The following is a 25,118-nucleotide window of genomic DNA, read 5'->3' on the forward strand; positions in this document are numbered from 1 at the left end:
GTGTGCGTCGGGTTCCCGACGAGGCCGGCGCTCACTCTCGGAAGCATGATGAGTCGCACCTTGCGAATTCTGCTCGCCGGGATCGCTGCCCTCGTCGTCGCCTCCGCGGCGCTGGGCTCGGCGAGGGCCGACGAGCCGCAGGTCTCCGACCAGGAACAGGTCGTGTTCGAGCGTCACGAGGTGGCGCCCGAGGACGCGCGGCCGGGTGGTGGCGCGGCGCCGTTCGAGACCGGCGTGGTGATCGTGGTCAACACGCTGCTCCTCGGCGGGCTCGTGGGCGGGGTGCTGTTCGCCCGGCGACGGATGGGCTGCACCGACACGGCGCTGCCGCGCTTGTCCGTATAACGATATTCACGTCTCACTTTTCGGGATTGCCCGCGTAGGGTCGGCGTGTGTCGACCTATACCCACGGCCATCATGAGTCGGTGCTGCGCTCGCACAGGTGGCGTACGGCGGAGAACTCCGCTGCGTACCTGCTGCCACGGTTGAGCTCTGAGCAGCGGTTGCTCGACGTGGGCGCCGGGCCGGGCACGATCACCCTCGACCTCGCCCGCCGGGTCGCTCAGGTGACCGCGACCGAGATCGGGGAGAGCGAGCTCGCACTCTCCCGGCAGGCAGCTGCGGCCGTGGGAGTCAGCAATATCGGCTTCCGGGTCGAGGACGTGCACGCGCTGAGCATCGAGGACGACGCGTACGACGTCGTCCACGCGCACCAGGTGCTGCAGCACGTGGCCGACCCGGTGCAGGCGCTGCGGGAGATGCGGCGGGTCACCAGGCCCGGCGGCATCGTGGCCGTGCGCGACAGCGACTACTCGGGCTTCGTCTGGTGGCCGGAGTCGAGCGAGCTGACCGAGTGGCTGCGGCTCTACCAGCAGGCCGCGCGGGCCAACGGAGGCGAGCCGGACGCGGGCCGGCGACTGGTCTCGTGGGCGCGGGCCGCCGGCTTCACCGACATCGAAGGCTCCTCGAGCACGTGGTGCTTCGCCGACCCCGAGGACCGGGCATGGTGGGGCGGGATGTGGGCCGACCGGTTCACCGATTCCGCGGTCGCCCGCCAGCTCGTCGACTCCGGAGACGCCACGACCGCCGACCTCGCCCGGGTCGCGGACGGGTGGCGGTCGTGGGCCGAGGCGGAGGACGGCTGGTTCTCCGTCCTCCACGGCGAGATCCTGGCTCGCGCCTGACGGTGTTGGATCAGCGGCGCAGGATCCGCGACGAGAGCGTGTTGCCGAGCAGCTGGATGACCTGCACCAGCGCGACCAGGATGAGCACGCAGACCCAGGTGACGGTCGGGTCGTACTGGCGGTAGCCGAAGGTCTGGGCGAAGCTGCCCAGGCCACCACCGGCGATCAGGCCGGCCACCGCGGACATGTCGACGACCGCCACGAACGCGAACGTGTAGCCGAGGATCACCGGTGCCATCGCTTCGGGGATGACCACGGTCGCGGCGATGCGCGCACGGGTGGCCCCCATCGCGCGGGCCGCCTCGATGACGCCCGGCGGGACCGAGACGAGGTTCTGCTCGACGATCCGGGCGATGCCGAACATCGCGGCCAGCACCAGCGAGAACACGACGGCCGGAGTGCCGATGCCGGTGCCGACGATCAGCCGTGCGGCCGGCTGGACGGCGGCGATGAAGATGATGAACGGGATCGGCCGGAAGAAGTTGACCAGCACGTTGAGGATCGTGGAGACGACGACGTTCTGATAGAGGCCGCCCCTGCGGGTCAGGTAGAGCCCGAGCCCCAGCATGAGGCCCAGGGTGCCGCCGATCAGCATCGTCAGCGCGACCATGAGCAGCGTCTCGCCGGTGGCCTGCCAGATGTCGGGCCACAGCTCGCCGAGCCGGGTGTCGGTGGGGAGCGCGGTCAGCATCACACCTCCTTGGTGGTGACGAGGGCGGCCAGCTCGCGTACGGCCTCGTCGACCGAGGTCGCGGGGCCGTCGAGGGAGAGCGTGAGGTTGCCGAAGGTCGCGCCCTGGATCTCCTCGATGCCGCCGAAGACGAGCTCGAAGGAGACTCCGCGCTCGAGGAGGACCGCGAAGATGTCGGTCTGGCGAGGTCCGCCCTCGCGCAGTTCGACCTTCACGAACCGGCCGGGGTGACGCGACCGCAGCGCGGCCAGGGCGTCGGGGGAGGGCTCGTCGTCGACGACGGTGCCGACGAAGCGCCGGGTGACCGGTTGCTGCGGCGCCGAGAAGACGTCGTAGACGGCGCCGGACTCGACGATCCGGCCGTTCTCCATGACCGCGACGTGGTCGGCGAGCTCGCGGACCACCTCCATCTCGTGGGTGATGGCCACGATCGTGGTGCCGAACTCCTCGTTGACCCGCGTCAAGAGCCGCAGCACCTCGTGGGTGGTCTCCGGGTCGAGAGCGCTGGTGGCCTCGTCGGCGAGCAGCAGCGAGGGGTTGGTGGTCAGCGCGCGGGCGATGCCGACGCGCTGCTTCTGCCCGCCGGACAGGTTGCGCGGGTAGGTGTGGGCCTTGTCGGGGAGCCCGACGAAGTGGAGCAGCTCGGAGATCCGGCGCTGCTGCTCGGCCTTGCCCACACCAGCGATCTGGAGCGGGTAGGCCAGGTTGCCCCAGACCGTACGTGACTCGAAGAGGTTGAACTGCTGGAAGATCATCCCGATCCCCAGCCGGATCGGCCGCAGCTGGCGCTCGTGAAGGCCGACGAGCTCGGTGCCGCCGACCTGGATCGAGCCGGAGGTGGCCGGCTCGAGGCCGTTGAGCAGCCGTACCAGCGTGGACTTGCCGGCCCCGGAGTAGCCGACGATCGCCTGGACGTCGCCGGCGGCGATGTCCAAGTCGACGTCATCGACTGCGCGCACCTCGGAGCGCCCCTTGGCCGCGGGATAGGTCTTGGTGACGTTGCGGAGCCGCACCAGCGGCTCCGCAACGGTGGCCGAGTGCGTCACTGACGCTCCTCGACCTGCTTCTCGGTGTCGTCGAGGGACTTCTGCAGGTCCTCGACCGGGATCTTGACCAGCTCGGCGGTGTTCCCGGAGGTCTCGTAGACCCCCTGCTGCACGTCCTCGTTGGTCTGGAAGATCTCGACGAGCTTCTTGTAGGTCGCGTTGTCCTTGTCCTCGGCACGGACGGCGAAGATGTTGACGTAGGGGAGCGCCTTCGGGTCGGCGGGGTCGTCGGTCGCCAGCGCGTCCTCGAACTTCAGCCCGGCGTCCTCGACGAAGTCGTTGTTGATGATCGCCGCGGCGACGTCGGGGAGGGAGGAGGCGGTGATCGAGGCCTGGACGGCCTTGATCTTCACCTTGGAGGCGGCCGTGTCGACCTCCTTGACGGTGCTGAAGGGGGTGCCGCCGTCGGTCAGCTCGATCAGGCCCTCGGACTGGAGCAGGACCAGGCCGCGGGCCTGGTTGGTCTCGTCGTCGGGGACGATGACGGTCTCGCCGGCCTTGATGTCGTCGAGGCTCTTGTACTTGGAGGAGTACAGGCCCAGGGGATAGGTCGCGGTCGAGCCGAGCGGGACCAGGTCGTCGTCGTTCTGGACGTTGTAGTCGGCCAGGAAGATGATGTGCTGGAACTGGTTGAGATCCAGCTCGCCCTCGGACAGTGCCGGGTTGGGCTGGTTGTAGTCGCCGAAGTTCTTGACCTCGAGGTCGATGCCCTCCTCACGGGCGGCGTCCTGGTACGTCTTCCAGTAGGGGTCGTCGGCACCGACGACGCCGATGGTGACCTTGGTCAGGTCGCCGGCGGAGTCGTCGTCGCGGGTGAGGAAGAAGGCGAGGCCGCCGATCACGACCGCGGCGGCGACGACGATCCCGATGATCAGCGGGAGCTTGGCCTTGGGGGGATCAATCAGTGGAGCCTCGATGAGCGGGGTGGGCTCGGGCGTGTTGGAGGACACGGGTGGGAACCTCTTCTAGACGGGAGTGTCTCGACGATGAGAGCGGGTGGACAGCGGGTTGTTGTCCACCAAAACAGTAGACTTAACGAGGATCACATCCCGATTGTCGATCACACGCCGAGACGTGTCACGGACCCGTCCCGGCGTGTGCTAGCGACATGTTTCCCGAGGTCAGGCGAGGTCGCGCCGCCTCATCACGACCACCGCGGCGACCGCCGCGACGAGGACGTACGCGGCGACGGTGACCAGCGCCCGCTCGCCGGAGATCGCGTCGAGGACTCCCGGCGTCCCGTTGGGCCCGCCGATGATGGCGCCGGCCAGCGAGCCGCCTGCGGTGCCCGGGAGCGCGTCGGTGACGGTCTCGATGCCCGAGAGCAGGCTGCCGACGCCGCGCAGCAGGTTCTCGACCACCAGCGACCAGACCAGACCCAGCCCGACGGCGAGCGCCGGCCCCTTGGCCAGCACCCCGACGAGGAACCCGAGCAGCGCCCACATCTCCAGCACCAGGAACCCAGCACCGAACGACTCCGCCAGATCGCCCATGGTGGGCATGGAGATCGTCTGTCCCTCGGTCGCGGCGATCACGACCGAGACACCCGCCGACAGCGCCAGCGTGGCGGTCATCATCGCGAAGATGAAGATGGTCACCGCGGCCAGCGAGCCGCCGACGGCGGCGAGCCGTCCCGGTCCCTGGGTGAAGACGGTCTTCCAGGTGCCCCAGCCGAACCCGTTGCCGGCGACTAGCGCGCCGACCACCATCGCAAGTGCGCCGCCGAACATCGGCAGGCCGCTGACGATGACGTCCGGGATCGCGCTCGGCATCAGCTCGGCGAGGAGCTGGGCGTCGGTGGCGCCGTCACCGGCGAAGTTGTCGTCGCCGGTCTTGTAGGCGACGTAGTTGAAGACGTACCCGAAGGAGAGCGAGAGCGCCAGCCAGGCGCCGACGATCACCCAGATCGCCGACCACTTGCGCAGACGGAGCAGCTCGGCTCGGGTGCTGTTGACGATGGCGTTCATGACACGAGCTCCTGCCCGGAGTTGGTTCGGTTGCCGGTCATCTCGAAGAAGACGTCCTCCAGGGAACGCTCCGCGACGGCGACCTCGTGGACGTCGATGGAATGGGTGACCAGCTGACGTACGACGTCAGGGGTCGCGGTGGCCGGCAGGTCGACCTCGAGCGTCTCGTTGCCGATGCGGCGTACGCCTTCGTCGCCGGCCATCCGCATGAGGACGGCCAGGGCCGCGTCCTCGGGGGTGGCTCGGACCCGGAGGGTCGCGCCACCTCGCAGGTCGGCGACGGTCGACTCGCGCAGCAGCCGCCCGTTGTTGATGACGCCGACGCGGTCGCAGATCTCCTGCACCTCGGCGAGGATGTGGCTGGAGAGGATCACGGTCTGGCCGGCCTCGGCGAGCGAGACGACGAGGGCTCGCATGTCGGCCATGCCGGCCGGGTCGAGCCCGTTGGTGGGCTCGTCGAGCACGAGCAGGTCGGGGGAGCCGAGCATAGCGGCGGCGACGCCGAGGCGCTGCTTCATCCCGAGCGAGTAGCCCTTGAAGGCGTCCTTCGCTCGGCCGGCCAGGTCGACCATCTCCAGGACACGGTCGACCTCGGTGTTCGGCAGACCCTGGTAGCGGGCCATCGTGCGGAGGTTGTCGCGTCCGCTCAGGTACGGGTAGAAGCCGGGGCCCTCGATCAGGGCGCCGATCCGGGCGGTGACGTCGGGTCGGCCGGCGGGCCGGCCCAGGACGCTGGCCGATCCGGCGGTGGGCCGGATCAGGCCGAGCATCATCCGCAAGGTGGTGGTCTTGCCAGCTCCGTTGGGGCCCAGGAAGCCGTACACCTCGCCACGCATGACGGTCATGCTGACCCGGTCGACGGCGAGCCTGTCGCCGTACCGCTTGGTCAGCCCGTCGGTCTCAACCACGAGTTCTCTCATGCCTCCCACGCTCTCCCGAACTGCGCTGGTTGACGTCGGCCCGGGCGCTGCTCCGGGTTACGCAGATCTGCGTAGGCCGTTGCGCGCATTTGTCGTACGTCTCCCGCCTCTGCTCCAACTACGGTGTGTCCATGTCCCGGATCCGTCGCCATTGGCTCCCGTGGCTGGTCGTCGTGGTGGAGTTGGTCGGCACGCTGGGCAGCAACGCCCAGGTCGAGACGCGCTGGCCGGCCCCCGTCGGCGTTCTGCTCGCCCTCCTGGCCGTGCTCCCGGTGGTCCTGGAGCGGCCTCCCGGCTGGATGCTCGCGGTGAGCGGGCTGTGCGCGGGCACCTACTTCGCGGCGGGCTACGCCGAGGGCCCGATCTTCATGGCGGTGCCGGTGGTGACCTTCGCGGTGGCCTTGTCACAGCCGACCAGGCGCTGGATCGGGTGGGCCGTCGTGGCCGCGGCGCTCGTGGCCGCCGGAATCCTGCTCAACCCGGAGACTCCCGACTTCGGCAGCGGTCCCCGACGTGGACCGTGGGGACCCGACGCCGGCCCGGAGGGTGACCTCTCGATGTGGCAGGCGTTCGGGCAGGCCGCGGTGATCGCCGCGAGCGGTGCCGTCGCCAGCGCGCTGCGCTCCCGCAACGAGGCCCGCGCCCAGCGTCAGCGCCGCGCGGTCAGCGACGAACGTCTGCGGATGGCCGCCGACCTGCACGACGGCGTCGGCCATGGGCTCGCGGTCATCGCGATGCAGGCCGGCGCCGCGCTGCACGTCCTCGACCGGGACCCGGAGGCGGCCCGCCGCAACCTGGAGGCCATCCGCGCCGAGAGCAAGGAGTCGCTGGACCTGCTGCGCCGGCAGCTGGCCCGGCTGACCGACACGGAGCCCGGCACCGAGCCTGCGCAGCGGGCGCCCGAGCACGGCCTGGCCGACCTGCCCGCACTGGTCGAGCGGGTGCGCTCCGGCGGCCTGGACGTCTCGCTCCGGCTCGAGGTCGACGCGGCGTCGGCGGAGGCGGAACGGGCTGCGTACGCCGTGGTCCAGGAGGGTCTCACCAACGTGCTGCGCCATGCCGGAGCGTCCCGGGCGGAGGTCTCGGTCGTCTCGACCACCGCGACCGAGATGGTCGTGACGGTCCGCGACGACGGGCGGGGATCGGACATGTCGAGCAAAGAAAGGCGTCCTGGGATGGGAATTGTGGGAATGAGGTCGCGCGTGGAGGCACTTGGGGGCACCCTAGAGGCGGGGCCGGAGGTACGGGGCTTCCGGCTGCGGGCTTCCATCCCGCTTTCTGGGTCCTCGGCGGGTGGCGCGGAGGGGCTGGCATGAGCAGCACAGATCAGGTGATCAGGGTTGCTCTGGTCGATGACCAGCCCCTGGTCCGGATGGGCCTGGCGACGATGATCGGCGCCGAGCCCGACCTCGAGATCGTCGGCGAGGCCTCCGACGGCAGTGCGGCGCTGCCGATGCTGCGGCGCACCCATCCCGACGTCGTGCTCTGCGACATCCGGATGCCGGTCCTCGACGGCCTCGGCATGCTCGAGCAGGTGACCCGCGACGCCTCGCTGAAGGACGTACGCGTGGTGATGCTGACGACGTTCGAGCTCGACGAGTACGTCTTCGAGGCGCTGCGGCTGGGAGCGAGCGGGTTCCTGCTCAAGGACGCCGAGCCGACCGCGCTGCTGGATGCCATCCGGGTCGTGGCCGACGGCGGTTCGCTGCTCGCCCCGACGGTGACGAAGCGGGTGATCGAGGAGTTCGGGTCATCGCGCCGGGCGGCAAACCCGCACCCGCGGCTGGGGGATCTCACCGAGCGTGAGCGGGAGATGGTCGCCTGGGTGGCGACCGGCCGCTCCAACGCCGAGATCGCTGCCGAGCTCGTGGTCAGCCCGGACACCGTACGCACCCACGTCTCGCGCGCGATGGTGAAGCTGCATGCCCGCGACCGCGCCCAGCTGGTCGTCTTCGCGATCGAGTCGGGCCTGAAGATCTAGCCTGTGATCTAGGCGGCGAGCGGGATGCTGCCGGGCATGACGACCGGGGCGCAGGAGCAGGTGTCGCTGCAGGCCAAGTAGGTGTGCACCTCGTGTCCGCACCGCGGGCACGGCAGGAAGTGCGACATCGGGAAGCTGCGTACGTTGGTGCTCTCGGGGTTCTGAACCGTGTCCCACATGACTTTCTCCTATCCGTGTTGTGCCTTCACCTACTCCACGAGTGTGCGCGCGCGATTTCGACACTTTTTCTTCGACACGCGGCAGATTCATCAAAATGGGAGGATCGGACCGTGACGACCGACCAGGAGCAGCGCCTGCGCGACCTGAAGCTGCTGCGGAGGGTCAAGGACCGCATCGACCGGGAATACGCGCAGCCGCTCGATGTCGAGGCGCTGGCCGCCGGCGTGCACATGTCGGCAGGTCACCTGAGCCGGGAGTTCAAGAAGGCCTACGGCGAGCCGCCCTACTCCTACCTGATGACCCGCCGGGTGGAGCGGGCGATGACCCTGTTGCGGCGCGGCGACCTCAGCGTCACCGACATCTGCTTCGAGGTCGGCTTCTCGTCGCTGGGCACGTTCTCGACCCGGTTCAGCGAGCTCGTCGGGATGCCGCCGAGCGTCTACCGCACCAGGGCCACCAACGGCGGTGCAGGTATCCCACCCTGCGTCTCGAAGCAGGTCACCAGACCGGTCAGGAATCGAGAAGCGAAGGTGCCGGACCCCTACATAACGTAAGGGCCATGGACATCAACATCTGCCACAGCTACCTCCCGCACACCGACCCCGAAGCGTCGCTGAGGTTCTACCGAGACCTGCTCGGCTTCGAGGTGAGGAAGGACGTCGGGTACGAGGCGATGCGCTGGCTCACCATCGGCCCGCCGTCGCAGCCGGGCGTGAGCGTCGTGCTCTACCCGCCGCTCGCCGACCCGAACATCACCGAGGAGGAGGGCCGGGTCGTCATGGAGATGATGGCCAAGGGCACCTTCGCCAGCCTCATGCTCTCCTCCCCGGACGTCGACGCCGCGTTCGAGAAGATCCAGGCCGGCATCGATGCCGCCGGGGGCGAGATCATGTCGGAGCCGACCGACCAGGACTGGGGGATGCGCGACTGCTCCTTCCGCGATCCCGCGGGCAACATGGTCCGTCTCCAGCAGATCAGGTGAGCCGGGAAAATGTGCACGCCCGGGTTCAATCCTCCGGCTAGCCTGACCGCCATGAGCCAACCCAGCACGGCCGCGCACGACGCCGACTCGCACGATCTGATCCGCGTTCAGGGCGCCCGGCAGAACAACCTCAAGGACGTCTCGGTCGAGATCCCCAAGCGCCGGCTGTCGGTGTTCACCGGGGTGTCGGGGTCGGGGAAGTCGTCGCTGGTCTTCGGCACGATCGCGGCGGAGTCGCGGCGGCTGATCGACGAGACCTACTCCACCTTCATCCAGGGCTTCATGCCCAGCTTGCCGCGACCTGAGGTCGACGCCATGGAGGGGCTCACCACGGCAATCCTGGTCGACCAGGAGCGGCTCGGTGCCAACCCCCGCTCGACGCTGGGCACCGTCACCGACGCCCACGCGATGCTGCGCTCGCTCTTCAGCCGGCTCGGCGACCCCTACATCGGCGGCCCGACCGCGTTCTCCTTCAACATCCCCACCACCCGCGCGAGCGGGGTGATGACCGGCCCCAAGGGCGAGAAGACCGTCGTGAAGGACGCCATCTACCTCGGGGGCATGTGTGCCGAGTGCGAGGGCCGCGGGACGATCTCCGACCTCGACCTCTCGGTCATCATCGACGAGTCGAAGTCGCTGGTCGACGGAGCGATCCTGGTGCCGGGCTACACCGCCGACGGGTGGATGGTGGCCGCGTTCAAGGTGGTCGTGCCCGAGGACGTGCCCATCAAGGACCTCACCGAGGAGCAGCGCCACGATCTGCTCTACGCCGAGCCCCGCAAGATCAAGCTCGAGGGCATCAACGCGACCTACGAGGGCCTAATCCCGAAGATCCGCAAGTCGATGTTCAGCAAGGACGTCGAGGCGCTGCAGCCCCACATCAAGAAGTTCGTCGAGGCGGCGGCGGTCTTCAAGCCGTGCCCGGCCTGCGGCGGCACCCGCCTCAACGAGTCGGCACTCTCCTCGAAGATCCGCGGCAAGTCGATCGCCGACGTGTGCGCGATGCAGGTCACCGACGCCGCGGAGTGGCTGCGGACCATCGACGAGCCGGGCGTCGCGCCGCTCGTGGCGGGGCTGCTGCACCTGTTCGACTCGTTCGTCGAGATCGGTCTGGGCTATCTCTCCCTCGACCGGCCCTCCGGCACGCTGAGCGGCGGTGAGGCGCAGCGTACGAAGATGGTCCGTCACCTCGGCTCCGCGCTGACCGACGTCACCTACGTCTTCGACGAGCCGACCGTCGGGCTCCACCCGCACGACATCCAGCGGATGAACAAACTGCTGCTCGACCTGCGCGACAAGGGCAACACCGTGCTGGTCGTCGAGCACAAGCCCGAGACGATCGCGATCGCCGACCACGTCGTCGACCTCGGCCCGGGCGCGGGCAGCGACGGCGGGACGATCTGCTTCGAGGGCACCTACGAGGGGCTCGCGAAGGCCGACACCCTCACCGGGCGCCACCTCGGCCACCGGGCCTCGCTCAAGGAGAGCGTCCGCACGCCGAAGGGGCAGCTGGAGATCCGGGGGGCGACCTCCCACAACCTGCGCAACGTCGACGTCGACATCCCGCTCGGCGTGCTGACGGTCGTCACCGGCGTCGCCGGTTCGGGCAAGTCGTCCCTGATCCACGGCTCCATCCCCGCGAGCGAGGACGTCGAGTTCGTCGACCAGAGCGCGATCAAGGGGTCACGCCGGAGCAACCCGGCGACCTACACGGGTTTGCTGGAGCCGATCCGCAAGGCGTTCGCGAAGGCCAACGGGGTCAAGCCGGCGCTCTTCTCGGCCAACTCCGAGGGCGCCTGCCCGACCTGCAAGGGCAACGGGATGATCTACACCGAGCTCGGGTTCATGGAGACCGTCGCCTCGCCCTGCGAGGACTGCGGCGGCAAGCGGTTCCAGGCGCTGGTGCTCGAATACCGTCTCGGCGGGCTCAACATCGCCGAGGTGCTCGACCTGTCGGTCGCCAAGGCCCACGACTTCTTCTCCGAGGGCGAGTCGAAGGTGCCTGCCGCCGCCAAGATCCTGGAGCGGATGAGCGATGTCGGCCTCGGCTACCTCAAGCTCGGCCAGCCGCTCAACACCCTCTCCGGTGGCGAGCGGCAGCGGCTCAAGCTGGCCATGCACCTGGGGGAGAAGGGCGGGACGTACGTCCTGGACGAGCCGACCACCGGTCTTCACCTGGCCGACGTCGACAACCTGCTCGCGCTGCTCGACAAGCTGGTCGACGCCGGCAAGTCGGTGATCGTGATCGAGCACCACCAGGCCGTGATGGCTCACGCCGACTGGATCATCGACCTCGGTCCGGGCGCCGGTCACGACGGTGGCCTGATCGTCTTCGAAGGTACGCCCGCCGAGCTCGTCGCGAAGAAGTCGACGTTGACCGGCGAGCACCTGGCGGCGTACGTCGGGGCGTGACCCGGACGTAGCGGGTGGTGCGAATCACGCCCGGTTGCGGCCATCTGGATGCGGTGGAGGCAGGGCGTCACGCTTAGTGTGAATTGGTTGCAGCATCAATCAAGGAGCACCCGAGCATGACCCTCTACCTTCCCGAGCACAGGCGGACCACGGCGGTCGAGATCACGCCCGTGCGGGAACGGCCGGCACCGGTGTGGCCGCGTGGGCTGGTGGCCACCGCCGTCGCCGCGATCACGACGACGCTGATGGCCGTGATCGCCAAGGCAGCCGGGGTCGACTTCGGCAGCAGCGTCGGCGTCGTGCCGCTCGCGGCGTTCCCGATGCTCACCGTCTACTGCTCGCTGATCGGCATCATCATCGCCGAGGTGATGATCCGGGTGGCCAAGATGCCGCGCTCGACCTTCCAGATCACCATGATCGTGCTGACCGGGCTCTCCCTGGTCCCCGACGTGCTGCCCTTCTTCGAGTTCGACCTGACCTTCGTCGGCGCGCTGTGCCTGACCCACGTCGTCGCGGCCGCGATCGTCGTCCCGCTGATCGCCGTCCGGATGGAGGAGCGCCGCGGTCTCGGGCTGCCGACTCCGGCTCACCGTCGATAGCGGACGCAGACCGTCCTGTTTCGATGCCATGGTGGAGCCATGGCTCTTGAAACACGAACCGTCCAGGTCACCTTCGACGCGCACGACCCGCGTGCACTCTCCGAGTTCTGGCGCGACGTCCTCGGTTACGTCCACCCCGGACCCCCGGGAGTCGAGGTCCCCGAGGGCACCGATCCCCTCGACGCCTGGGACGAGTTCCTCGAGCGCATCGGCGTCCCCGCCGACCAGCGCAACAACAACTCCGCGATCGTCCACCCCACGGGCGACGGCCCGCGCGTCTTCTTCCAGCGCGTTCCGGAGTCGAAGACCGCCAAGAACCGCGTCCACCTCGACGTCCGGGCCGCTCCCGGTCTGGAGGGGGAGGAGCGGATGGCCGCGCTGGAGGCGGAGTGCGAGCGGGTGGTCGCCCTCGGCGCCACCCGCGTACGCCGCTTCGAGCCCGAGCCGCCGATGAGCAACGGCTTCATCGTCATGCAGGACCCCGAGGGAAACGAGTGGTGCCTCGACTGAGGTTCTTCCTATCCTCACCGCATGCTGATCCGAGCGGCCGTCGCCGATGACGCCGAAGCGCTGACCGACCTCCACCTCGACGTGTGGGAGGAGGCGTACGCCGGCCTGATGCCGGACTCGATTTTCGTCGAGCGCCGCTCCGAGCGGGCGACGAGGATCGACCGGTGGCGGACCAACCTCGGGACCGGCCCGTTCTCCACCCTCGTGGCCGAGGCCGACGAGCCGGGGCGGCTGCTCGGCTTCGCGAGCGCCGGCCCGGGTCGCGACACCGAGACCGGGCTGCCCCAACTCGAGCTCTCCGCGCTCTACGTCCGTGCGGAGAGCTACGGCACCGGCCTCGGCCATCGGCTGCTCTCGGCCGCGATCGGGTCAGCGGCGGCGTACCTCTGGGTTCTCGACGGCAACCAGCGGGCCACCGCGTTCTACGAACGTCAGGGGTTCGTGTTCGACGGCGAGACCAAGCCCGAGCCGCTCGGCCTCCACCGACGTATGGTCCGCGGCTGACTCAGCGCGTACGTCGCGCGAGCAGCGTCGAGTCGTCGATCTCGACCGGGACCCCGTCGCGGATGGTCAGGCGCGGGCGCTGCTCGACCACGACCGGCTCGAAACCTTCGGGCAGCCCCGGGACCAGATCCGCGGCGAGGAACATCGCGTCGTGATGGCTGTGGCGTGCGAAGACCTCCGAGGGCGCGTGACCGACGACGAGAAGGTGGCCGCCGGGGGCGACCGCGGTGGCCAGGCGCCCGGCGACCTCCACCATGCTCCGGTCGGGCGTGTGCAGGAAGTGGCACGTGACCAGGTCGAACTCTCGGCCCTCGGCATCGAAGGTGCGGGCGTCGACCTGCCACCAGGACGTACGCTCCGCCACCCCTGCCTCCTCGGCGTGCCGCTTCGCCCGAGCGAGCCCGTTCGCCGAGAAGTCGGCACCCGTGACCGTCCAGCCCTGCTGTGCCAGCCAGATGGCGTCACCGCCCTCGCCGCAGCCGACGTCGAGCGCCGTGCCCGGTGTCAGCGCGGCGACCTCGGCGAGGAGCTGGGCGTTCGGGTTGCCGCTCCAGACCTTCTCCTCGCCGGCGTAGCGCTCGTCCCACGACTCCGGCTCGAACATCTCGCGTCCCTCGTGCTGGCTCATGGCCTTCAATCTAGCCCGCAATCTAGCCCGCATCCCGTCCAAAACCTGGTGCGTTCAAGGCACACCGTGTGGTTGCCTGACCGGCGATGATCACGCTTCCCGAACCACCTCGCCTGGTCCGTCCGACGACGGCCGTACGCACCTCCTACCTCACCGGCGAACAGGCCGACTGCCTCCTGCGCGGCACCGACACCGACTGGCTCGGCCCGGCCAGCCAGGACTTCGACGCCTACGTCGCCGCCAGGGACCACGACAAGGAGCGCTGGGACGTGATGTCGACGGTCTACTGGTACGTCTCCGGCGAGCACTATCTCGGCACCCTGGTCGTCCGCCACACGCTGACGCCCGAGCTCGCCGTCGACGGCGGCCACATCGGTTACCACGTCGTCGCTCCCTGGCGGCGTCAGGGCCACGCGACCCGCATGCTCGGCCTCGGTCTCGAGAAGGCTCGCGAGCACGGCATCTCCCGGGCGCTGCTCACCTGCGCTCCGGACAACGAGCCGTCGCGCCGTGTGATCGAGAAGAACGGCGGCGTGATCGACGAGCAGCTGGGGGACGAGCTCCGGTTCTGGATCGGGTAGGGATACTTCAGCCATGCACGCTCTCGTACGCCGCCCCTCACCCCGACTCGCCGATGGCCTCGTCACCCACATCGAGCGGAGCCCGGTCGACGTCGACCTCGCGGCCGAGCAGTGGGAGGCGTACGTCACCGCGATGCGCTCCGCAGGCTGGACCACCCACGAGGTCGATCCCGCCGACGACTGCCCGGACTCCGTCTTCGTCGAGGACACGATGGTCGTCTTCGGCGACCTGGCCGTGATCAGCCGACCGGGGGCACCGGAGCGGCGTCCGGAGATCGACGCCGCCGAGAAGGCCGTCCGGGCGCGGGGATACCGGATCGCCCACATCGAGGACCCCGGCACGCTCGACGGCGGCGACGTGCTCAAGCACGGCAACACCGTGTTGGTGGGGGAGGGCGGGCGCACGAACGCCGAGGGGATCGCCCAGCTCCGTGCGTTGCTCGGACCGCTGGGCGCCGAGGTCGTCGCCGTCCCGGTGTCGAAGGTGCTCCATCTCAAGTCCGCCGTCACCGCGCTGCCCGACGGCACCGTGATCGGCCACGAGCCGCTGGTCGACGACCCGGCCGTGTGGGGAGCCCGGTTCCTGCCGGTCCCGGAGGAGTCGGGCTCCCACGTCGTCGTCCTCGACGACCAGACACTGCTGATGGCCGCCTCGGCACCGCAGAGCAGAGCGATGTTCGAGGAGCGCGGCTACACGGTCGTGGCGGTCGACATCTCCGAGTTCGAGAAGCTCGAAGGCTGCGTCACCTGCCTGTCCGTGCGCCTGCGTGCCGCTCAGGGCTGACTCGGCAGCGTCGCGCAGTTGGATCCGGCCGCCGCGCCGCCGACCCGGTCGGTGATCCAGTTGACCGCGGCGGTCTGGTCGACCAGGAGCGGGGTGACGTGGTTGGTGATCAGCCCGTCGCCGAGGTTGGGCAGCACGACCGCCTGATAGGTCACCTTCGCTCCCTGCGCGCACCAGTCGACGGCGAGCTGACGGGACTGCTCGTGGGGGACGATGTCGTCCTGGGTGCCCGTGGCCAGACGTACCGGAATCTGCGGAGCCTGGTTCCCGAGCTTCTGGTCGGCCATGATCGCCTGCACCTCGGGCTCGCGCTCGATGATGTCGTCGAGGCTCTCGCCGGTCGTGGTCCATGCGGTGCTGCGCTGGAACGGGTAGCGGGCGATGCCGTCGCCGACGCACGCCGTCGACAGATCCTCGAGCGCCGCCTTCCCCTTCGCGTTGAGGTTCTCGTCGAGGATCGGCTGCAGCTCCGGATTCGACTGGGCCAGACCGTTGATGGTCCAGCCGAGCGCCGCCACCAGCGCGGACCCGTCGATGCCGAGCGCCGTCGCCCGCAGGTCGGCCGGGGGAGCGCCGACGTAGGCGGCGACGAGGTTGACGTCGGGCGCGTAGGTCGCGGCGAGCTCGGAGGCCGACCCGGTCGCTCCACCACCCTGGCTGTAGCCGTAGAGCGCCACCCGCGACCCGCTGGTCACCGAGGCGTCCGGGACACGGAGCGCCGCACGGGCGGCGTCGAGGACGGCGTGACCACCGTCGATGCGGTCGACGTACGTGTGGAGCCGGTCGGTGGCACCGAGCCCGACGTAGTCGGTCACCATCACCGCGACGCCGCGCACCAGCAGGCGGTAGATCCCGATGTCCTCGTAGCCGACCGAGACGGTCCTGCCGTTGAAGATGATCGGACGCTCCAGGCCCAGGGAGGCCGAGCACTGGTCGCCCTGGCCCATGGTTCCGGGCGCGACGACAACGAGCGGACGGTCGCCGGCGCCGTTCCAGGCGGCGAACGGCTCGATGTAGGCGCCCGTCACCGCGGCGGGCGCGCCGTTGTTGTCGGTCGTCTTGTACATGACCCGGGTCGCGGTGCCGGGCAGCGACCCGATGCCGGGGATCGTGAGGCCGACACCGAGGCGCAGCGGCTCGGTGCGGACCAGCTCACCGTCGGTCTCCGGGAGGGTCGCCGGCGGGTTGTAGAAGGCCGGGATCTCGACTCCGCGAGAGACGACGGTGGTGCCGCTCTCGGCGGCTTCGGCGGGTGCTGCCAGGGCGGCCGGGGTGACCGCGGCGACGGCCAGTGCGGTGGCCACGAACATCTTTGATGCGTGCTGAGACATGGGGGACTCTCCTCACGGTCGGCGGGACCGCTTCGTCCCGAGTTACTGAAGAGTAATGTGAGCCTAGTCACCCCAGCAAGAGTTTCAGTCAACATTCGTACACCGAAAACGGCAGCTGCTCGCCCGGCGAGTCCCACGGGAGGCGCCAGGCGAGCAGCGGTGATGATCAGTCTCGACGATCAGGCCCGATAGGCCGCCCACATCTGGTCCATCCGGATGCTCTGACCCGGGGTGAACTGGTTGTAGCAGCTGTCGTAGCTGTAGTCCATGTAGTTGTGGATCGGGTCGAGGCCCGGCAGGCTGCAGGAGTCACGGCCGGCAGGGCAGCCCGAGGTCGAGCTCGCCTGAGCCGGGGTGTCCTCGACCTCGTCGTTGGTCGCGGTGCACCCACCCTGGAAGGTGTGGTAGAGCCCGAACCAGTGGCCGGCCTCGTGGGTCGCGGTCTTGCCCTGGTCGTAGTTGGTGGCCGACCCGCCAGGAAGCGAGGAGTACTGCACGCGGATACCGTCGATACTGGGGTTGCGCGAGTAGTCCCACGGGAACGTCGCGATGCCGAGGTAGCCGAAGTCGACGAGCCAGATGTTGAGCGCGTTCTTGCCACCCAGGCGGGTCTGGGAGCGGTAGGTCGTCGACTGGCGGTCCTTGTGCCACTGGTTGTTGTAGTAGGTGTCGACGCCGGCGAGCGTGAACGTGAAGCCGGTGTCCGCAGCCGTGCCGGGGAGCTCCTGACCCGCGAAGTCCTGGTTGAGTTCGGCGATCTGCGCGTCGATCTGCGCCTGGGTCACGTCGCCGGAACCGTCCGTGCCGAGCATCTTGTGGAAGTAGACGGGAACGGTGGCCGCGGTGCGCGTGGCGCTGCTGCCCTTCTTGGCCAGGATCGCCGCGGTGCGGGCCTCGATCCGCTTCTGCTCCGCCGCCGAGATATCGCGGTGGTCGCCGCCGGATCCACCTCGGGCGGCGTCGGCCTCGTCATGGCCGGCCGGCTCGAGGCAGGCAGCCTTCGACTCCTGCGGCGCCCACGCCGCTGCCGGGACGGCGGTCATGGCCACCGAGGCGGCACCCAGCGCCAGGCTGATCGCCGTGGCCGCGATGCGAGCTGAACGGTTCAACGTCATGTGATGAGGGTCCTCTCACTCAGTCCGGGACCACGGGGTCTGGGGCCCGGATTTCGAACGCTGACTCAACACCAAATTTCGTTGCACGGGAATGTAACGTTCACAGATTTGTCCATGTCCGGAGGGATTTAACTGATCCGTAACGGACGCCGTCACCGTCGAGACATGGGTACGCTCCGGAGCATGGCAACCGTGGAGGACGTGCGCTGGCTCGGCTCGAGCCTGGAGCGGTCCTATGAGGTTTTCGTACGCGGCCGACTGAAGTTCCGGGTCGGCTCGATCGTCTACGTCGCGTTCTCCCTGGACGAGACCGAGATGGGCTTCGGGTTCCCGAAGGAGGAGCGCGCCGGCCTGGTCGCCGGCGCGCCCGAGAAGTTCCACATGCCCCGCGAGTCGGAGATGCGGTTCAACTGGGTCGAGTCGTCCTTGGCCGCACTGGACCCGATCGAGGCGTGCGAGTTCGTCGTCGACGCCTGGCGGCTCTGCGTACCGAAGAAGGTCTCGGCGGCCTACGACCTCACCCATCCCGACGGCCCCGGACCGGACCACCCGATGAACCGATGACGGAGGAAGCCCGCGAACGCCTGGAGACCGAGCGCCGACAGACCCTCGGTCGGCTCGCCGACCTGACCGACGACTTCGACGCCGTCGTCGCGGCCTCGCGGGACACCAACGCCGACGACGAGCACGACCCCGAGGGCGCGACGATCGCCTTCGAGCGGTCCCAGGTCCAGGCCGTCGTACGCCAGGTGCGCAAGCATCTCGACGAGGTCGACGCCGCGTTGCGACGGCTGGACCAGGGGACGTACGGGATCTGCGAGCGCTGCGGCGAACCGATCGGCGAGGGCCGTCTCGAGGCACGGCCGGCGGCCCGCACCTGCATCACGTGCGCCTCGGGACGCTGAGGGCAGGAACACGGGGGAGAGGTGGTGAAGCGCACTCTCGCAGACACCCCTGACCAAGTTGTCCCCGGTGCGCTTCTGACGCGGCTAGTCTCAGCACATGATGATCGCTGTGGCGTTGGTTCTCGCCGGGATTGCCGCGTTGGTGCACGTCTACATCTTCGTGATGGAGTCGCTGACCTGGACGAGCGCGAAGACGCGCGCGGTGTTCGGGACGAGCGCCGAGGAGGCCGAGGCCACCAAGGAGCTGGCCTACAACCAGGGCTTCTACAACCTGTTCCTGGCGATCGTGACCGCGGTGGGCATCGTCCTGGTCGCCGTGGGCTCCGATGCCGCGGGCACCGCACTGGTCTTCGCCGGTGCCGGGTCGATGGCTGCGGCCGCAGCAGTGCTGCTCGTGTCCTCGCCCGACAAGCGCGGCGCGGCGCTCAAGCAGGGCGTCATCCCGCTGCTCGCGGTGCTAGCGATGCTCGTCGGCTCGCTGGCGTGAGCCCGAGGTAGGCCCAGCAGCGATCGGTTTCCGTGATAGTACCCCCTATCGCAGAAATGTTCGAAAAGACTGTAATATCGGGGGATGTGAGCGTACCTGACGATGCAGTGATGTTCGGTGATGTCGTCGAGGACTTCCTGACCGACCGGGCCACGCTGACCCGCCGCGGTCTCAACGACAAGTCGCGCGACGCCTACCGGCAGGACATCGCCGCCTGGGCCCGGCAGCTGCACGTCGACGCGGGCGGCGAGCCCGACGCCGACGTGCTGGCGCTGGTCCCGATCTCGGCGCTGACCGACCAGAACGTACGCATCGCCTACAGGTCTCTGCGGGAGAGCTCGGCCGCGGCGACCTGCCAGCGCCGGGTCGGCACGCTGCGGCTGTTCACGCACTGGCTGCAGCTCGAGGGACACCTCCTGGTGGATCCGACGCTGCGTATCGAGGCACCCGAACGCCCCAGCAGGCTGCCCGCCGGCTGGAGCGTCGACGAGCTCCGCCGGCTGGCGCGGGTGGCCTCGACGCCACGTGACGGCACCGACCGGCGCCGTTGGCCGGCCCGCGATCGGGCGATCTTCGCGGTCCTGGTCACCACCGGCGTGCGCGCTGCCGAGCTGTGCGGGCTCGCCGTCGGCTCCATCCGACGCGAGCCCGACGGCGAGACGCTGGTGCGGGTCATCGGCAAGGGCGACAAGCAGCGCAACCTTCCGTTGCCGCCCGAGGCCGTGGACGCCGTCGACCTCTATCTGACCGAGCTCGAGGCACGTTTCGGCGCACGTGACCCGGCGGATCACCTGTTCGTGCTGACCTCCGGCAAGCAGCTGCGTCCCGGTGCGCTCAACCATCTGGTCGAGACCTGGATCCGTCTCGCCGGCGTCCCGAAGCAGCCTGGCGAAGCCGCCCACGCGTTCCGGCACAGCGCAGCCAAGGGGCTGATCCGCTCCGGCGTACCAGTGCCGGCGGTTCAGGGCCTGCTCGGTCACGAGGATCTCAAGACCACCGGGATCTACGTCAAGGCGACCGCGTCCGACACCCGCGACGCCGTGCTGCTGTCTCCGGCCCGCGAGGTGCTGCGGGAGACGGCGGACGCGTTCGAGCCGCCTGAGTGATCAGGACTTGACCGAACGGGTGGCGATGTATCCGGACAGGTGTCTCGCCGTGGCGTCGGCGTGGTGCGGCGCCTCGACGAGGTGGGTCAGGTTGAAGCCGGCGGCCAGCTGCCCGCCGATCTGCGCGGTCAGCGAGTGGCTGTACTCGATCGGGCCGTCCCCATAGGCCCGCCTGCGGTCGGCCTCGGAGAGATCGAGCGAGCTGAACGGAAGCCGGTGGCGTACGACGAGCTCGCCTCGGTCGAGCGCCACCTCGTCGAAGATGTAGACGTCCGGGTTCATGAACCCGGTCAGGAGCGTCCCGCCAGGTCGCAGCACCCGGAACGCCTCGTTCCAGACCGGCGTCAGATCCGGACAGAACAGGTTCGACACCGGGTTCACGACGACATCGAACTCAGCGTCGCCGAAGACACCCAGGTCGCGCATGTCGCCGAGCACCGTACGCAGCGTCAGACCCTCACGAGCAGCCACCTCGTCGTCGCGCGCCAGCTGCTTGGGCGAGTTGTCGAAAACGGTGACCGTGGCGCCAGCAGCCGCCAGGATCGGTCCCTGCTGACCGCCACCGGACGCCAGGCAGAGCACCCGGACGCCGCTCAGGTCGGCCGGAAGCCAGTCGCGTGGCGTCGGCTCGTGGCCGATGAGAACGACGGACCAGTCGCCGGCGCGCGCCCGGGCGACGATCTCCGGACCGACCGGCCGAGACCATTCGTTGTCGTTGTCCACCAGCACGTCCCAGGCGACGCGATTGTGTGCCACCGGGTCGAAGTCATCTGCCACAGCAGCGCACTCTAACGCCCCCGATGGCTTCCCAGCTCAGATCTGGCTACGTCGCCGATAATGCACATTATGTCAATCCGACCTTGAGTCGGATCCCATCGAGACTCCCCTCGCAGCAGACAGGTCGATGACGATCTTGCCGCGCACGCGCCGCCCGGCCTGCAGCTCGACGGCCTTCCGGATCTCCTCGACAGGAAAGGTTGCCGCGATCGGCACACGGAGGTCACCGGCGGCGACCAGGCGTGCGATACGGCGAAGCGCCTCGGGTCCGGCTTTCGCACCATTGGCCGCAGGCGCGCCCTCGAGGGCGGTCGCCACGGTGCAGATGCGGCCGTCTCCGCGGCTCGGACCCGGTCGGAGCGCGGGAGCTGGTCGAACAGGAGAGCCCGTCCGTGGCGCTGCGATGATGAATGGACCTGTTCGGCACCTGGATCGCCGCGAAGAACGGCATGCATGCCACCTTGCTGTCGATGATCGATTCCGGCGACCTCGCCCATGCTCGAACCAGGGACGAGCTCCTGGCGGCGATCTCCACCATCCTCGATGCCGGTGTCACGGCGGGCGACCTCCGCCCGGACGTCACCCCCGAAGAGATCTCCGCCGCCCTCATCGGCATCTTCACCGTCACGCGACAGCCCGGCAGCACCGGTATTGCAGACCGACTGCTCGACATCCTCCTCGACGGTCTCCGACCACAACAGCCTCACCCGACCGGATGAGATCCGACACTCGCTGACGACCACATCGGGAACCTGTACCGGAACTCGATGATGTGGCGGACTCGGACAGATCGGCGCCGTGGTGGAGGATGACGCTGGCGTCATGACATCCATCAACGAGCTTCGCAAGAACGTCACCCGGGCCATCGCGCCCGAGGACTCCGACTACGACGCCGCTCGGGCCGTCTGGAACGGGATGATCGACCGTCGTCCAGCCGCTGTCGTGCCGGCCGAGGACGTCGCCGACGTCATCGCTGCGGTGAACTTCGCCCGCGACACCGGTCTGCCGCTCGCCGTGCGCGGCGGCGGGCACAGTGCACCGGGTTTCGGGACGATCGACGACGGCCTGGTCATCGACCTCTCCCCCATGCGTACCGTCGACGTCGACGCCGCCGCACGAACTGCTCGCGTGGGCGGGGGCGCCACCCTGGCCGACCTCAACGAGGCCACCCACGCGCACGGCCTGGCCGCGCCTGGCGGGATCGTCTCGACGACCGGCGTCGGCGGGCTGACGCTCGGTGGCGGCATCGGTTACCTCACCCGGGGCTTCGGTCTCTCGATCGACAATCTCCGGTCGGCCGACGTCGTCACCGCCGACGGCCAGCACCGTCGCGCCAGCGCGTCCGAGAACGCCGACCTGTTCTGGGCGCTCTGCGGTGGCAGCGGAAACTTCGGGGTCGTCACCACCTTCGAGTTCGACCTGCACCCGGTGGACGAGGTGGTCGTCGGCATCTTCTTCTACGAGCTGGAGTACGCCGGTGACCTGCTGCGCCTCTTCCGCACCTGGGTGACCGAGGCCGACGAGCGCTGCGGCGGCTTCCCGGCGTTCCAGGTCGCCCCTCCCCTGCCCTTCCTGCCGGAGGAGCGCCATGGCGACACGTTCTGTGTGGCCATCGTCCACTGGAGCGGCCCGGTCGAGGAGGGCGAGGCGGCGATGCAGCCGTTCCGCGACCTCGCCCCGCGGGTCGGTGAGCTGGTCTCGCCGATGCCGTACCCGTGGCTCAACAGCGCGTTCGACGAGCTGTTCCCCCGTGGCGTACGCAGCTACTGGAAGGGCAACTACGTCACCGAGCTGACCGACGAGGCCATCGATGTGCACCTGACGCACGGCCCGAAGGCGCCGAACCCGAGCTCGACGATGCACCTGTACCCCATCAACGGCGCCGCCGCGCGTGTCGGCGCGACGGACACGGCGTTCGGCTACCGGCACGCGACGTTCTCGACGGTGATCGTCTCGGCCTGGCCGGACGCCGCGGACGACGCCGCCAACATCGCATGGGTGCGTGACTACGCCGACGCCCTCACGCCGCACTCCGAGGCCGGCGGGTACGTGAACTTCATGTCCGGCGACGACCAGGGCCGTGTCTCCGACACCTACGGCAGCAACTACGCGCGGCTCAGGGAGGTCAAGCGGACCTACGATCCGGGGAACCTGTTCGGTCACAACCAGAACATCACGCCCTAGGAGACAGCGCCGGGACGATCCTCACCCTCACGCAGGGCGAGGATCGTGCGCGCGTCGGCGGCGGTCGCGAAGACGAGCGCCGAGGCGGCGACCTTGGGCCCGATGTTGCCCTCCTGGCGCGCGAGATGAGTGCAGTACGCCGCGATCGCCACGTTGAGCCCGGCCCGGGCCACCATCCACGGCAGCCTGCGTCGGCCGGCGAGCAACCCGGGCACCAGCGCCAGGTCTGCTGCGCCGATCACGCGCAGCGCTGTGGGATGGTCGCCGAGCTTCAGCGTCCGGCCCACCCACTCCGGTTTGAAGAGGATCGCAGCCCCGATCGGCAGCGTGGCCATTCCGACGACGGCGGCCGAGCGCCGCGCACTCTCAGAGTCCATGGATCCATCTTGTCGGACGGATGGGTGATCAGGCCCCTCATCGTCTGATAGTTTCCGGACATGATGTCCAGAAACGTGGATCTCCCGGGACGAATCGTCGCCTCTGCGGACGCGCTCGTCCCGAAGCTCGTCGAGCTCCGGCGACGTATCCACAGCGAACCGGAGCTCGGGCTTCACCTGCCCGCGACGCAGCGCACGGTGATCGAGGCGCTGTCCGGCCTCGACCTGGAGATCACCGAGGGGCGATCGCTGTCGTCGGTGACCGCGGTCCTGCGCGGCGCGCAGCCCGGGCCGACGGTGCTGCTGCGCGCCGACATGGACGCGCTGCCGATCACCGAAGCGGCCGATGTCCCCTATCGCTCCACCAACGGAGCGATGCATGCCTGCGGTCATGATCTGCACGTCGCCGGTCTGATCGGCGCCGCGCGCCTGCTCGCCGAGCACCGTTCTGACCTGGCTGGAAGCGTGATCCTGATGTTCCAGCCCGGCGAGGAGGGTCACGGCGGCGCGAGGCTGATGATCGACGAGGGCGTCCTCGACGCGGCCGGGAGCCGACCGGTGGCGGCGTACGCGATCCATGTCGGCAACGCGCCGCGCGGGATCTTCCTCACCAGGCCCGGCACCGTGACGGCGAGCTCGACACACCTGAGGATCGACCTCGCCGGTCGCGGCGGGCACGGCTCCCGACCTCACGAGGCGCTCGACCCGGTCCCGATCGCGGCCGAGATCGTGCTGGCCCTGCAGACCTACACCGCGCGCCGATTCGACTCCTTCGACCCCGTCGTCATCTCCGTGACCAACCTGACCTCGGGCACCGGCGTCGACAACGTGATCCCCGAGTCGGTGGAGCTGACCGGCACCGTACGCACCGTCGACCCGAACACGCTGTCCAGGATCGAGGAGGAACTCCCCCGCCTCGTGGAGGGCATCGCGAGGGCGCACGGGCTGGACGCGACGGCCGCGCTCGACACCGGCTACCCGAGCGTCGTCAACGATGAGGCAGTCACCCGACGTGCGATGGAGACACTGCGCGGTGCCTTCGGTCCGCGGGTGGTCGAGGTGCCCCGACCGACGATGGGAGCCGAGGACTTCTCGTTCATCAGCCAGCAGGTCCCGACCACCATGGTCCTGCTGGGCGCGGCCCCTGGCGACGGCGCTGCCCCCAACCACTCCCCTGACGCCGCGTTCGACGACAGCGTTCTCGGCGACCAGGCAGCCGCACTCGCGCTCTTGGCCCTGGAGTCGTTGCGCTAGGACTCTGCCGGCGATGTAGAGAACCTGCGAACGGCTCCGTCCATGGGGTGAGAGCGACCAACCGGGTCGCCGGAACCGAGGAGAACCCGATGTCCAACACCATGCAGACCGACGAGATCGAAGAGGTGCTGAGCCGCCCGCTGAGCCGCGAGCTCCTGGCGCGCGACCTCACCCGCCTGGCGTACGTCGCCAAGGACGGCACCCCGAGGAACATCCCGATCGCGTTCACCTGGAACGGCTCACAGGTGGTCATGTGCACCACGACGAACTCCCCCAAGCTCGTCTCGCTGCGCCACAACCCGGCGGTCGCCCTGACCATCGACACCGAGGTGCACCCGCCGAAGATGCTGCTCATCCGCGGCACCGCCGAGCTCGATGTCGTCGACGGGATCCCTGAGGAGTACCTCGAGATGAACGGCTCCTACGAGATGACGGCCGAGCAGCGGGTCGCCTGGGAGGCCGAGGTGCGGTCGCTGTACGACAGCATGGTGCGCATCGTCGTCACGCCGACCTGGGCGAAGCTGATCGACTTCGAGACGACCCTTCCGACGCAGGTCGAGGAGTTGGTCCGGCAGCGCGCCGAGCGCAACCGGTGAGGGAATGATCGCCTCGG

At 69.1% G+C, this 25,118-nt stretch carries 32 protein-coding genes; 20 read left to right on the forward strand and 12 right to left on the reverse strand.

What is annotated here, in order from left to right; all coding sequences use genetic code 11:
* The first annotated feature begins 45 nt into the window (after positions 1–45).
* Together G5C66_RS19450 and G5C66_RS19455 are read left to right on the forward strand one after the other, a co-directional pair.
* On the forward strand, positions 46–345 hold the full coding sequence (locus G5C66_RS19450) for a hypothetical protein (RefSeq protein ID WP_165112587.1): 300 nt from the start codon (positions 46–48) through the stop codon (positions 343–345).
* A 47-nt stretch (positions 346–392) separates the two neighbouring features.
* A complete protein-coding gene (locus G5C66_RS19455; protein WP_165112588.1) occupies positions 393–1,184 on the forward strand; it encodes a methyltransferase domain-containing protein in 792 nt (263 codons plus the stop codon).
* Between the two features lie 10 nt (positions 1,185–1,194).
* Here G5C66_RS19455 and G5C66_RS19460 read toward each other — a convergent pair whose 3' ends face one another.
* From G5C66_RS19460 to G5C66_RS19480, 5 genes are all read right to left on the reverse strand, one after another.
* The gene (locus G5C66_RS19460) at positions 1,195–1,875 is read right to left on the reverse strand and encodes a methionine ABC transporter permease (RefSeq protein ID WP_165112589.1); all 681 of its coding nucleotides are present in this window, start codon (positions 1,873–1,875) and stop codon (positions 1,195–1,197) included.
* A complete protein-coding gene (locus G5C66_RS19465; RefSeq protein ID WP_165112590.1) occupies positions 1,875–2,921 on the reverse strand; it encodes an ATP-binding cassette domain-containing protein in 1,047 nt (348 codons plus the stop codon). Before G5C66_RS19465 ends, G5C66_RS19460 begins: the two co-directional genes overlap by 1 nt.
* Positions 2,918–3,871, reverse strand: coding sequence for a MetQ/NlpA family ABC transporter substrate-binding protein (locus tag G5C66_RS19470; protein WP_165112591.1), 954 nt, complete (start codon positions 3,869–3,871; stop codon positions 2,918–2,920). Before G5C66_RS19470 ends, G5C66_RS19465 begins: the two co-directional genes overlap by 4 nt.
* Positions 3,872–4,042: 171 nt before the next feature.
* Complete coding sequence (locus G5C66_RS19475) at positions 4,043–4,888, reverse strand: ABC transporter permease (protein WP_165112592.1); 846 nt, start codon at positions 4,886–4,888, stop codon at positions 4,043–4,045.
* Positions 4,885–5,808: an ABC transporter ATP-binding protein gene (locus tag G5C66_RS19480; RefSeq protein ID WP_165112593.1), complete on the reverse strand. Its 924-nt coding sequence runs from the start codon at positions 5,806–5,808 to the stop codon at positions 4,885–4,887. Before G5C66_RS19480 ends, G5C66_RS19475 begins: the two co-directional genes overlap by 4 nt.
* Positions 5,809–5,939: 131 nt before the next feature.
* On the opposite strand from G5C66_RS19480, the gene G5C66_RS19485 reads away from it, so the two are divergent.
* Both G5C66_RS19485 and G5C66_RS19490 read left to right on the forward strand, forming a co-directional pair.
* Positions 5,940–7,124, forward strand: coding sequence for a sensor histidine kinase (locus tag G5C66_RS19485; protein ID WP_165112594.1), 1,185 nt, complete (start codon positions 5,940–5,942; stop codon positions 7,122–7,124).
* On the forward strand, positions 7,121–7,789 hold the full coding sequence (locus G5C66_RS19490; protein ID WP_165112595.1) for a response regulator: 669 nt from the start codon (positions 7,121–7,123) through the stop codon (positions 7,787–7,789). The genes G5C66_RS19485 and G5C66_RS19490 overlap by 4 nt, the downstream gene beginning before the upstream one ends.
* An 8-nt stretch (positions 7,790–7,797) precedes the next feature.
* On the opposite strand, the gene G5C66_RS19495 is transcribed toward G5C66_RS19490, so the two are convergent.
* Entirely contained in the window at positions 7,798–7,968 is a 171-nt protein-coding gene (locus G5C66_RS19495; RefSeq protein WP_165112596.1) for a hypothetical protein, read from the reverse strand.
* 111 nt (positions 7,969–8,079) lie between these two features.
* Between G5C66_RS19495 and G5C66_RS19500 the strand changes: the two genes are divergently transcribed.
* The 6 genes from G5C66_RS19500 to G5C66_RS19525 all read left to right on the forward strand — a co-directional run bounded on the left by G5C66_RS19500 (position 8,080) and on the right by G5C66_RS19525 (position 12,976).
* Positions 8,080–8,523, forward strand: a complete 444-nt coding sequence (locus tag G5C66_RS19500) for a helix-turn-helix domain-containing protein (protein WP_165112597.1) — start codon at positions 8,080–8,082, stop codon at positions 8,521–8,523.
* A 5-nt stretch (positions 8,524–8,528) separates the two neighbouring features.
* Entirely contained in the window at positions 8,529–8,951 is a 423-nt protein-coding gene (locus G5C66_RS19505) for a VOC family protein (protein WP_165112598.1), read from the forward strand.
* 51 nt (positions 8,952–9,002) lie between these two features.
* Positions 9,003–11,363 carry an ATP-binding cassette domain-containing protein gene (locus G5C66_RS19510; RefSeq protein ID WP_165112599.1) on the forward strand — a complete coding sequence of 787 codons (2,361 nt, stop codon included), beginning with the start codon at positions 9,003–9,005 and terminating at the stop codon, positions 11,361–11,363.
* Positions 11,364–11,479: 116 nt separating this feature from the next.
* A complete protein-coding gene (locus G5C66_RS19515) occupies positions 11,480–11,962 on the forward strand; it encodes a DUF6069 family protein (RefSeq protein WP_165112600.1) in 483 nt (160 codons plus the stop codon).
* Between the two features lie 39 nt (positions 11,963–12,001).
* Positions 12,002–12,472 (forward strand): VOC family protein, encoded by a 471-nt coding sequence (locus G5C66_RS19520; RefSeq protein ID WP_165112601.1) that lies wholly within the window; start codon positions 12,002–12,004, stop codon positions 12,470–12,472.
* Positions 12,473–12,493: 21 nt separating this feature from the next.
* On the forward strand, positions 12,494–12,976 hold the full coding sequence (locus G5C66_RS19525; protein WP_165112602.1) for a GNAT family N-acetyltransferase: 483 nt from the start codon (positions 12,494–12,496) through the stop codon (positions 12,974–12,976).
* 1 nt (position 12,977) lies between these two features.
* Here the strand turns inward: G5C66_RS19525 and G5C66_RS19530 are convergent, their stop codons facing one another.
* Positions 12,978–13,604, reverse strand: coding sequence for a class I SAM-dependent methyltransferase (locus tag G5C66_RS19530; protein ID WP_165112603.1), 627 nt, complete (start codon positions 13,602–13,604; stop codon positions 12,978–12,980).
* 86 nt (positions 13,605–13,690) lie between these two features.
* On the opposite strand from G5C66_RS19530, the gene G5C66_RS19535 reads away from it, so the two are divergent.
* Together G5C66_RS19535 and ddaH are read left to right on the forward strand one after the other, a co-directional pair.
* Positions 13,691–14,185 carry a GNAT family N-acetyltransferase gene (locus tag G5C66_RS19535; protein ID WP_165112604.1) on the forward strand — a complete coding sequence of 165 codons (495 nt, stop codon included), beginning with the start codon at positions 13,691–13,693 and terminating at the stop codon, positions 14,183–14,185.
* A 13-nt stretch (positions 14,186–14,198) separates the two neighbouring features.
* Positions 14,199–14,969, forward strand: a complete 771-nt coding sequence (ddaH, locus tag G5C66_RS19540) for a dimethylargininase (RefSeq protein WP_165112605.1) — start codon at positions 14,199–14,201, stop codon at positions 14,967–14,969.
* Here ddaH and G5C66_RS19545 read toward each other — a convergent pair.
* Both G5C66_RS19545 and G5C66_RS19550 read right to left on the reverse strand, forming a co-directional pair.
* On the reverse strand, positions 14,960–16,300 hold the full coding sequence (locus G5C66_RS19545) for a lipase family protein (RefSeq protein WP_206444323.1): 1,341 nt from the start codon (positions 16,298–16,300) through the stop codon (positions 14,960–14,962). The two genes, ddaH and G5C66_RS19545, sit on opposite strands and share 10 nt — an antisense overlap.
* Before the next feature lie 179 nt (positions 16,301–16,479).
* Positions 16,480–17,415, reverse strand: coding sequence for a zinc metalloprotease (locus tag G5C66_RS19550; protein ID WP_165112606.1), 936 nt, complete (start codon positions 17,413–17,415; stop codon positions 16,480–16,482).
* Positions 17,416–17,598: 183 nt separating this feature from the next.
* On the opposite strand from G5C66_RS19550, the gene G5C66_RS19555 reads away from it, so the two are divergent.
* From G5C66_RS19555 to G5C66_RS19570, 4 genes are all read left to right on the forward strand, one after another.
* Entirely contained in the window at positions 17,599–17,979 is a 381-nt protein-coding gene (locus G5C66_RS19555; RefSeq protein WP_165112607.1) for an MmcQ/YjbR family DNA-binding protein, read from the forward strand.
* Positions 17,976–18,320: a TraR/DksA family transcriptional regulator gene (locus tag G5C66_RS19560; protein ID WP_165112608.1), complete on the forward strand. Its 345-nt coding sequence runs from the start codon at positions 17,976–17,978 to the stop codon at positions 18,318–18,320. The genes G5C66_RS19555 and G5C66_RS19560 overlap by 4 nt, the downstream gene beginning before the upstream one ends.
* A gap of 97 nt (positions 18,321–18,417) precedes the next feature.
* Positions 18,418–18,807 carry a DUF1304 domain-containing protein gene (locus G5C66_RS19565; protein WP_206444324.1) on the forward strand — a complete coding sequence of 130 codons (390 nt, stop codon included), beginning with the start codon at positions 18,418–18,420 and terminating at the stop codon, positions 18,805–18,807.
* A gap of 86 nt (positions 18,808–18,893) precedes the next feature.
* On the forward strand, positions 18,894–19,913 hold the full coding sequence (locus tag G5C66_RS19570) for a tyrosine-type recombinase/integrase (RefSeq protein WP_338144240.1): 1,020 nt from the start codon (positions 18,894–18,896) through the stop codon (positions 19,911–19,913).
* On the opposite strand, the gene G5C66_RS19575 is transcribed toward G5C66_RS19570, so the two are convergent.
* Both G5C66_RS19575 and G5C66_RS19580 read right to left on the reverse strand, forming a co-directional pair.
* The gene (locus G5C66_RS19575) at positions 19,914–20,690 is read right to left on the reverse strand and encodes a methyltransferase domain-containing protein (protein ID WP_165112609.1); all 777 of its coding nucleotides are present in this window, start codon (positions 20,688–20,690) and stop codon (positions 19,914–19,916) included. It lies immediately after the preceding gene.
* A gap of 72 nt (positions 20,691–20,762) precedes the next feature.
* On the reverse strand, positions 20,763–21,008 hold the full coding sequence (locus G5C66_RS19580; RefSeq protein ID WP_338144241.1) for a zinc-binding dehydrogenase: 246 nt from the start codon (positions 21,006–21,008) through the stop codon (positions 20,763–20,765).
* 92 nt (positions 21,009–21,100) lie between these two features.
* Here G5C66_RS19580 and G5C66_RS19585 point away from each other — a divergent pair, with 92 nt between their 5' ends.
* Both G5C66_RS19585 and G5C66_RS19590 read left to right on the forward strand, forming a co-directional pair.
* Positions 21,101–21,409: an SbtR family transcriptional regulator gene (locus tag G5C66_RS19585; protein ID WP_206444325.1), complete on the forward strand. Its 309-nt coding sequence runs from the start codon at positions 21,101–21,103 to the stop codon at positions 21,407–21,409.
* A 103-nt stretch (positions 21,410–21,512) separates the two neighbouring features.
* Positions 21,513–22,874 (forward strand): FAD-binding oxidoreductase, encoded by a 1,362-nt coding sequence (locus G5C66_RS19590; RefSeq protein WP_165112610.1) that lies wholly within the window; start codon positions 21,513–21,515, stop codon positions 22,872–22,874.
* On the opposite strand, the gene G5C66_RS19595 is transcribed toward G5C66_RS19590, so the two are convergent.
* A complete protein-coding gene (locus G5C66_RS19595; RefSeq protein WP_165112611.1) occupies positions 22,871–23,251 on the reverse strand; it encodes a hypothetical protein in 381 nt (126 codons plus the stop codon). The two genes, G5C66_RS19590 and G5C66_RS19595, sit on opposite strands and share 4 nt — an antisense overlap.
* Before the next feature lie 60 nt (positions 23,252–23,311).
* On the opposite strand from G5C66_RS19595, the gene G5C66_RS19600 reads away from it, so the two are divergent.
* Entirely contained in the window at positions 23,312–24,505 is a 1,194-nt protein-coding gene (locus G5C66_RS19600) for a M20 metallopeptidase family protein (RefSeq protein ID WP_241248675.1), read from the forward strand.
* 89 nt (positions 24,506–24,594) lie between these two features.
* Positions 24,595–25,101, forward strand: a complete 507-nt coding sequence (locus tag G5C66_RS19605) for a pyridoxamine 5'-phosphate oxidase family protein (protein ID WP_241248676.1) — start codon at positions 24,595–24,597, stop codon at positions 25,099–25,101.
* Positions 25,102–25,118: the final 17 nt, after the last annotated feature.

Origin of the sequence: Nocardioides turkmenicus, from assembly GCF_011045035.1 — a bacterium.
Classification (GTDB): domain Bacteria; phylum Actinomycetota; class Actinomycetes; order Propionibacteriales; family Nocardioidaceae; genus Nocardioides; species Nocardioides turkmenicus.